The sequence below is a fragment of the Collinsella sp. AM12-1 genome, from assembly GCF_003472325.1.
In the GTDB taxonomy this organism is placed as follows: domain Bacteria; phylum Actinomycetota; class Coriobacteriia; order Coriobacteriales; family Coriobacteriaceae; genus Collinsella.
The window spans coordinates 1-8080 of the sequence record NZ_QRLS01000032.1; the positions used below are offsets into that span (position 1 = coordinate 1).

The 8080-nt window shown below is 57.9% G+C and carries 7 protein-coding genes; 2 read left to right on the forward strand and 5 right to left on the reverse strand.

Annotation, left to right across the window (positions count from 1 at the left end):
* Positions 1-117: 117 nt before the first annotated feature.
* The 4 genes from DW136_RS09565 to tilS all read right to left on the reverse strand — a co-directional run bounded on the left by DW136_RS09565 (position 118) and on the right by tilS (position 5869).
* Positions 118-1302, reverse strand: a complete 1185-nt coding sequence (locus tag DW136_RS09565) for a pyridoxal phosphate-dependent aminotransferase (RefSeq protein WP_118289493.1) — start codon at positions 1300-1302, stop codon at positions 118-120.
* A 189-nt stretch (positions 1303-1491) separates the two neighbouring features.
* Complete coding sequence (gene ftsH, locus DW136_RS09570) at positions 1492-3573, reverse strand: ATP-dependent zinc metalloprotease FtsH (protein WP_233546562.1); 2082 nt, start codon at positions 3571-3573, stop codon at positions 1492-1494.
* Between the two features lie 61 nt (positions 3574-3634).
* Positions 3635-4183, reverse strand: a complete 549-nt coding sequence (hpt, locus tag DW136_RS09575) for a hypoxanthine phosphoribosyltransferase (protein ID WP_035138721.1) — start codon at positions 4181-4183, stop codon at positions 3635-3637.
* 147 nt (positions 4184-4330) lie between these two features.
* A complete protein-coding gene (tilS, locus tag DW136_RS09580) occupies positions 4331-5869 on the reverse strand; it encodes a tRNA lysidine(34) synthetase TilS (RefSeq protein WP_199580232.1) in 1539 nt (512 codons plus the stop codon).
* A 48-nt stretch (positions 5870-5917) separates the two neighbouring features.
* Here tilS and DW136_RS09585 point away from each other — a divergent pair, with 48 nt between their 5' ends.
* Positions 5918-6727 (forward strand): MBL fold metallo-hydrolase, encoded by an 810-nt coding sequence (locus tag DW136_RS09585; protein ID WP_118289495.1) that lies wholly within the window; start codon positions 5918-5920, stop codon positions 6725-6727.
* An 82-nt stretch (positions 6728-6809) separates the two neighbouring features.
* On the opposite strand, the gene DW136_RS09590 is transcribed toward DW136_RS09585, so the two are convergent.
* Complete coding sequence (locus DW136_RS09590; protein WP_118289496.1) at positions 6810-7241, reverse strand: Hsp20/alpha crystallin family protein; 432 nt, start codon at positions 7239-7241, stop codon at positions 6810-6812.
* 276 nt (positions 7242-7517) lie between these two features.
* Between DW136_RS09590 and DW136_RS09920 the strand changes: the two genes are divergently transcribed.
* Complete coding sequence (locus tag DW136_RS09920) at positions 7518-7985, forward strand: hypothetical protein (protein ID WP_147351659.1); 468 nt, start codon at positions 7518-7520, stop codon at positions 7983-7985.
* Positions 7986-8080: the final 95 nt, after the last annotated feature.

Genomic DNA, 8080 nt, shown 5'->3' on the forward strand with positions numbered 1-8080 from the left:
CTATTTGCTCAATGTGTTCGGCTGAGATCGGAAATCAACCAACGTCCATGACAACGGGGTCCGGCTTAACACCAAACCCCGTTTCACGTAAAACATTATAGGCAGAGCGCTTTACTTTTAACGATACTCGTCCGCCAACTGTTTCCAAGCGGGTAGCGAATTGACAATCGTTTCGTAGCTCACGCAATAGCCCAGGCGGAACCAGCCCGGCATACCAAAGCTGTCCGAGGGAACCGCAAGCAGCTCATACTTCTTTGCACGCTCGCAGAAGGCGTTCGCATCGGGCTCCAGTGCTTTCACCCATAGGTAGAACGCGCCATCCGGCTCAACATACGGGTAGCCGTACTCCGCCAATGCATCGGTAAGCGCCGTGCGGTTGCGTGCATAGGCCTCAACGTCACTCGGCTCATCGATGCAATCGATGATCACACGCTGGAAGAGCGCCGGTGCGCATACAAAACCCAGCGTACGGGCAGCACCCGCAACAGCCGGCATCAGACGGGCAGCCTGCGGATTGGTGTTGGGAACCAAGATCCACCCCACGCGCTCACCCGGCAGCGACAGCGACTTGGAATACGAGTAGCACACGATGGTGTGCTCGTAGATCGAGGGCACCCAAGGCACCTCGGCACCGTACACGATCTCGCGGTACGGCTCATCCGAGATGAGCATAATCGGATTCTCGGGATCGCGCTGAGCGTTGGCCTCGCGCAGAACATTGGCCAGTCGCGTCAGCGTGTTGCGCGTATATACGGCACCGGTCGGGTTGTTGGGCGAGTCGATAATGACGGCTGCCGTCTTGTCGGTGATCGCCTTGAGCACGTTGTCCACGCTCAGCTGGAACGTGTCTTCATCAGCAGGCGCCACAACACACGTGCAGCCGGCCTTCTCAATCCAAACGCGATACTCCGGAAAGTACGGGGCGATAACAATAACCTCGTCGCCCGGGTTCGTAACGGCGTTGAGCGTACAGGTGAGCGAAGCCGCGGCACCCACCGTCATAAAGACGTCCTTACCCTCATAGTTCGTTCCAAAGCGGCGGTTGAGCGATTCGGCGACGGCTGCTCGACATTGCGGCAGGCCCGGAGCGGGGGTGTAGCCGTGCAACTGGTCACTCGGCAGCCCCAAGGCCTTCTTAATGGACTCCGCCACGGCAGCCGGCGCCGGAACACTCGGGTTGCCCAGCGAAAAATCGAATACGTTCTCCGCACCGATCTGTGCCTTGCGCTCAAGACCATAGCTAAAGATCTCGCGGATGATGGAGCTTTCCGCACCGCGAGCATACATCGTTTCGTTGATCATCTGTTCCCCTTTCGCATAGGCGCTATTGTACGCTTTAGTTGAGCAAAGTGCCGCAGCAATGTTGATTGGGGACAGACTTAAATGCGTGAAAACGCTCATTTAAGTCTGTCCCCAATCAACAGACGGCCCCATATCGCTCAAAAGAAAAAGCCTCCGCAGGTTTCCCCGCGGAGGCTTTCGCCACAAAGACTATTTGTCGGTGTCGACATCGTCATCGACATCGACGACGGCATGGTCATCGTCAGCATCATCGGATGCGGCTTCGGCATCCTCCTGCATGGCCGCCTGCGCAAAAGCCGCGGCGTCTGCCGCCAGCTCTTCCTCGCTCATGCGAGGCGCACGCTTCTTGGTCGGCATACCGGCAGCCTTGGCGTTGCGCTCCTCCTTGGCCGCCAGGATATCGCCCTCGCGCTCAAGGTAGGCATCCCACTCGTTGTCGAGCAGGGCGTTCACGGCGTCGCCTTCGACGGTCTCGCGCTCAAGCAGCACCTTCGCCATCAGATCGAGCTGATCGCGACGGGCGTCCAGGATCTCGACCGCACGACGATGGGCCTCGCGCATGATGCGCTGAACCTCGATATCGATACGGCGCGCCGTCTCCTCGGAGTAATCCTGGTGATCAGCGTAATCGCGGCCCAGGAATACCTGATGCTGCGCCTCACCAAACACTTGCGTGCCCAGTTCCTCGCTCATGCCCAGGCGCGTGACCATCTCGCGCGCCATCTTGGTCGCGCGCTCCAGATCGTTGCTCGCGCCCGACGTAATGTCATCGCACATGAGCTCCTCGGCAACGCGACCGCCCAAGAACACGGCGAGCTCGTCGAGCATCTCGTTCTTGGTCTTGAGGAAGTGGTCCTCCTGCGGAAGCTGCAGCGTGTAGCCCAGAGCCTGACCGCGGCTGACGATCGAGATCTTGTGGACCGGATCGGAGTGCTCCAGGATGTGGCCCACCAGGGCGTGACCGCTCTCGTGGTAGGCAATCGTGGTGCGCTCGGCCTCGGTCATCACGCGACCCTTGCGCTGCGGTCCGGCAATCACGCGCTCCATCGATTCCTCGACCTCGTCCATCGAGATCACGGAACGATGACGGCGAGCGGCCAGCAGCGCAGACTCGTTGAGCAGGTTCGCCAAATCGGCACCAGTAAAGCCAACGGTCATCTGGGCGAGCTTCTCAAACTTAACGTCCTCGTCCATCGGCTTGTTCTCGGCATGCACGCGCAAGATCTGCTCGCGGCCCTTCACATCCGGACGGTCGACCGTAACCTGACGGTCAAAACGGCCGGGACGCAGCAGCGCCGGATCCAGAATGTCGGGGCGGTTGGTCGCAGCGATCAGGATGACCGACTCGCTTTCCTCAAAGCCGTCCATCTCGACCAGCAGCTGGTTGAGCGTCTGCTCGCGCTCGTCGTGACCGCCGCCCAAGCCAGCTCCGCGCTGACGTCCCACGGCATCGATCTCATCGATGAAGATGATCGACGGGGCCTGGGACTTGGCCTCCTTAAAGAGGTCACGCACACGGCTGGCGCCGACACCCACGAACATCTCGACAAAGTCGGAACCCGAGATGCTAAAGAACGGCACGCCCGCCTCGCCGGCAACGGCCTTGGCCAGCAGCGTTTTACCGGTACCCGGAGGGCCCACCAGCAACACGCCACGCGGGATCTTGGCGCCCAGCTTGCGATAGCGGTCCGGATCGCTCAAAAAGTCGCGGATCTCCTCGAGCTCCTCGACTGCCTCGTCCACGCCGGCAACGTCTTCAAACTTGACCTTGGGGCGTGTGGCCTCGTTGGTCTTGGCGTTGGTCTTGCCAAACTGCATGTTCCTGTTGTTGGCGCCCATCATCTGGCGCATAAAGTAGAACATGATGGCGATAAGGGCGATCGTCGGAAGCACACTCATCGCCAAGTCGCCCCAAAAATCGGGATCGTTGGTGTTGACGATGTACTTGGTATCGGGGTGCTCCGCCATGAGCTCGGCAAGCGAATCGGAGCCGACATAGGTCGAGGAGAAGCTCTTGAGCTCGCTCGTATCGCCCTTGTCCTTTTTTGTCTTCCAGTAATGACCCGTCACGCTTCCGTCTTGAACCGTATAGGTCAGATCTTCGACGCGATCCTGCTTGATGGCGCTGACCATCTCGCTCGTCGCGAGCTTAACGGTATTGCTGGAGCTGGCAAAGCCGGAGCCCATATTAAAGAAGGCATAGCCCAGAAGCGCGCAAGCCAAAAGAAAATACAGCCAGCCCGTACGCGTGGGCTTCTTGCCTCCGGGCATCCCCGGGATCTTTGGGTCCCGGGGAGTCTGGGAATTGTTGTCGTTACGGTCGTCGGGCATCTTACGAATAAACCTCCGGTTTCAAAATGCCCAGATACGGAAGGTTGCGATAGCGCTCGGCATAGTCGAGGCCGTAGCCCACCACAAAGGCATCGGGGCAATGGGTTCCAACATACTTGGGCGTGATGGCCGAGACGCGGTCCTCAACGTCCTTCCACAGGAAGGCGGCGACCTCCAGAGAAGCGGGCTTGCGGCTCTCGAGGTTCTTCATCAGATACTTGAGCGTCAGGCCCGAGTCCAGAATGTCCTCGACGATCAGCACGTCGCGACCGCGGATGTCGATATCCAGGTCCTTAATGATACGCACGATACCCGAGGACTTCACACCGTCGCCGTAGCTCGAAACAGCCATGAAATCGATGTTGGTCGGCAGCTCGATCTTACGCATCAGGTCGCCCATAAAGACCACGGCGCCGCGCAGGACCGCAATCAGCACCAGATCCTTACCCGCGTAGTCGCGAGTAATCTGCTCGCCTAGGCGAGAGACGATACCGTCGATATCCTCCTGCGTAAACAGAACCTTCTCGATATCCGGATGTTGAGAAGCCATGACAACCCTTTCTTGTGCTTATCGCCCACACACCGCCGTATGGACGCGAACTACACATTCTAGCAGCGCACGGGGTATATTTACCAGCCCGTGCGCCATCAGCGCGGGAATACCGTCAACGTCGCACAGAATAGTAGGCACAAGTCACTATTCCGCATCGACTACGCGGAGCAGATATGCCACGCGCGTTGCGGCCGTGCATTTAAAACGCTCGTCGGCCCGAACGCCCGCGACCCACACCACGGCTCCTCCCGGAGCCGTTCTTACCACGGGCACGCCAGAGCGTTCGGAAACGGGAATGCGCGCCTCGTTGAGCAGGTCGGACACTTTCTTGCTTCGACCACTCATTCCCAGCGGGCACATCACATCCCCCGGCACAGGGTTATCCACCCACAAGCGCGCCGATCGAGCCTCAGCGGGAATCTCTCCGAACGAGCCGGCGAGCATCCGATCGCTATCGCGGTCGGCAAAGCCCAAGGCCGCCGCATCCACGATAGCGGCCACCTCTCCAGCAGCCACAAGCTCGCGGGCTCGATGCACGACATCGCATCCCGGCTCGACGGCCATCGGCTCGGCCACCAGCATACGCCCCGCTCCCAACGACAGGCGCCCGGGAACGGAGATCCAGTCGGCAACTAAGCCCTCGCGCGCCGCCGGGGCCTTGAGTGCCAGCATGCCAAACTCCACGCGCGCATCAATTCCCGCCGGGAGTGTGACCGACCCCGCACCCTCGGCAACGCAGGCGAGCACGCGCTCCACATGCCGCATCTCCGGCCGAGCATCGGGGTCGATGCGCTTAATCGCCAGCCGCACGATGCGCCGCGCGATTACCACCTCGGCCGCAGCAAGGCGCCTGGCATCGAGCACCAGCGCGCCCGCCGCCTCCTTACGCAGGCAGCTTCGAAACGCCTGTGCCGAAAGCTGAGACAAAAACGCGTCCTCATCGCCTAAGATCTCGCAGGCGGCGCCAATCGTCTTGCAGACGCTCGCGTTGCGCTGCGCCACCACCGGCATCACTCGATGGCGCACGTAGTTTCGCAGATACGAGATATCCTCATTGCTCTCGTCTTCACGCCACGGCTGACCATGTACCTGTAGATAGCCCACGAGCTCGCCATGAGTTAGGTCGAGCAAGGGACGCACCACGATATTCCTCCGGCGAGGAATGCTCGATAGGCCAGCGGGCCCCGAACCCTTAATCGCGTTCATCATAAACGTTTCCGCGCGATCCGAAGACGTGTGCGCGGTGCAGATACGAGCCGCCGTTCGCGGTGCCCCCGTCTGGGCGCAGAGCTCGCGTACATACCTCCGCGCCGCGGCATAGCGCACCTCGCGGGCCGCGGCCTCAACATTGCCCGACTCCCCATCAAAATAAGCGTGCTCCACGCACAGCGGTAAACCATATTTCGCGCAGAGCTCACGCACAAAGGCCTCGTCGCCATCGGACGCCTTGCCGCGCAGATGGTGGTTTACATGCAGCACATGCAGGCGCTCGCGAGCAATGGGGGCAACACCGCGTCCGTCTTGGATATCCAGCTTTGATGTGCACGCCATAAGAAGCAGTGCCGTCGAGTCCGCGCCGCCTGATACCATGAGCACGACAGGAGCAGCCTGCTGCTTCGTTCGGGTCTCATCGACTGCCCCGGGCACGGCATGGTGTCCGTAATGCTGTGATACCGTTGGCATTCGCTTCCTCCTCTATTCGTCCGCACCCATTGTATCCTTTGGAATCTTATGTCTCGTCTGCACCTTCATATCCTCGGCAGTGGCTCTAAAGGCAACTGCGCACTCATTGAGGGCCCGCAGGGGCTCATTATGGTCGATGACGGACTGTCTCGCCGCGAGACATTAAAGCGCATGGCAGAACTGGGGCTCTCGACAGACAACGTCTCGGCTCTTCTCATTACTCATGAGCATAGCGATCACATCAAGGGCCTCGATGTCTGGTGCAAGCACTGGCACGGCCCCCTCTTTGCCAGCAGGGGCACGCTTTCGTGCAAAGAAACCCTCGCACATCTACCCGTAGAGGAATTTGACCCCGGCGACACGCTTTCCATTGCCGGCATCCGCGTGCGAACCTACCCAACATCGCATGATGTCATCAATCCTGTCGGTTATCGATTCGACACTCTCGATGACTCCATTGGCTTTGCTACCGACACCGGAGAGCTAACCAAACAAGCTATAGACACTCTCGAAGACTGCCGAGTTCTTGCACTCGAGAGCAACCACGATGTGGCCATGCTGCGCCAAGGGGATTACCCCCGCTTCCTCCAAGAGCGAATTTTATCTGCAAAAGGCCATCTCTCTAACGACCAGGCCGCCGACGCAGCGCGTGGGCTCGTCACCGATCGAACCGAGCAGCTCATCGCCATGCACATCAGCCAGGACAATAATCGTCCAAGCCTAACCGTCAAAAGCTATGCCAAAGCTCTAGCCGCAACTCTGGATGACGAGGTCGGCAGCTCCGCCACCCTTCTCCACGGATCGCGAATACTCTCGATACGCCCCGCCAGCCAGCACCGGCCAGTAACCATTCAATAGACTGTCCTAGGCAGCAAAAGGGGCCGGGAATCGCTTCCCAGCCCCTTTTGCTGCCTTTTAATAGCGCAGAACACCAACGAAGCTAGTCAATGGAGATCTTCGTAACGTTCTTCTTCTCGACGATCTTAGGTACCGTAACGGTGAGGATGCCGTCAGCATACTTAGCAGAGAGACCCTCGCTCGAAGCGTCCTTCAGATATACGCCACGCGTCGCGCTGTACGAGCTAAACTCCTTCTGCAGGTAGTTCTTGCCCTCGTTCTCCTCGTCCTCCACAACGTTCACGCTAATGGACAGACGGCCCTCATTGAGCTCGACATCGATGTCATCCTTGGCGACACCGGTCAGATAGGCCTTGACCTCATAGCCATCGCCCTTATCCTCAACGTCAACGGGAAACGCCTTGGAAGCAATCGAGTTGTTTGCAAGGTCGGTCATATCATCAAACAGATCGAACAGCGAGCTAGCAGAAGGACGAACGCCAAAAACCGAACGATAAGGAACCATGCTTGCCATGTTTACCACTCCTTTTAGGACTGCCGAGCCATCTTCTAGGTGACTGGGACTTCTTTTGACGCTCTTATATATGCCCACCCAGTGCTTATATATACATCGACTATAAAGTTTTTTGAGTCCTGTAATATAAGCATATCTAAGTGTGAATGACTCAGGTTTTAGTAAGGTTAAGGTTCTTTGAACCAGAGCTTAAATAACGAGTATGTTCGCAGCTACAAATAACAAGGGGCTTACAATGAGCGCGTACACGTTGTTGGTAACGAGCTAAAGGGCATCATGGACGACCAAAACCAGAACAAAATATTTATGCCGACGCAGGGGGAAGATACTTCCACGCAGCCGCCACGGTTCCATCGCCCCCACATCTCGCAAGAGCCCATTAATGATCCGGAGCCCGAGTATGTGACGAGAAATCGATATCAAACACTCGAGGATGCCCAAACGGGACGTAAACATATGGGCGTCGCCTCGGGAGACCCTGTATATCTGAAAGACGCACCATTATCTAAAAACAGCGCAGTTAGTGATGAGCCGATGAAAGCATCTGCCGCTCATCAACAAAGAGGTCCTCGACCAAAGCAAACCTTGACGCATTCGGCTCGCTATCTCGAAACGCCAAAACAGGGAAAATCAATCTTTGTTTCATCAAGTAAACGACGCAAGCAGCATCGACTGACAATCCTGCTTTTGATTATTGTGGCCATAGCAGTTGCCCTTGTTATTCGATTTATCTTCTTTAAATAAAGGCTCAATACCAAAAACGATAAGATCATCTGGTGTAATAGAGTCATTTACGCTCCGTAAACGCAAAAAAGGGGGAGGCCGCGAGGCCTCCCCCT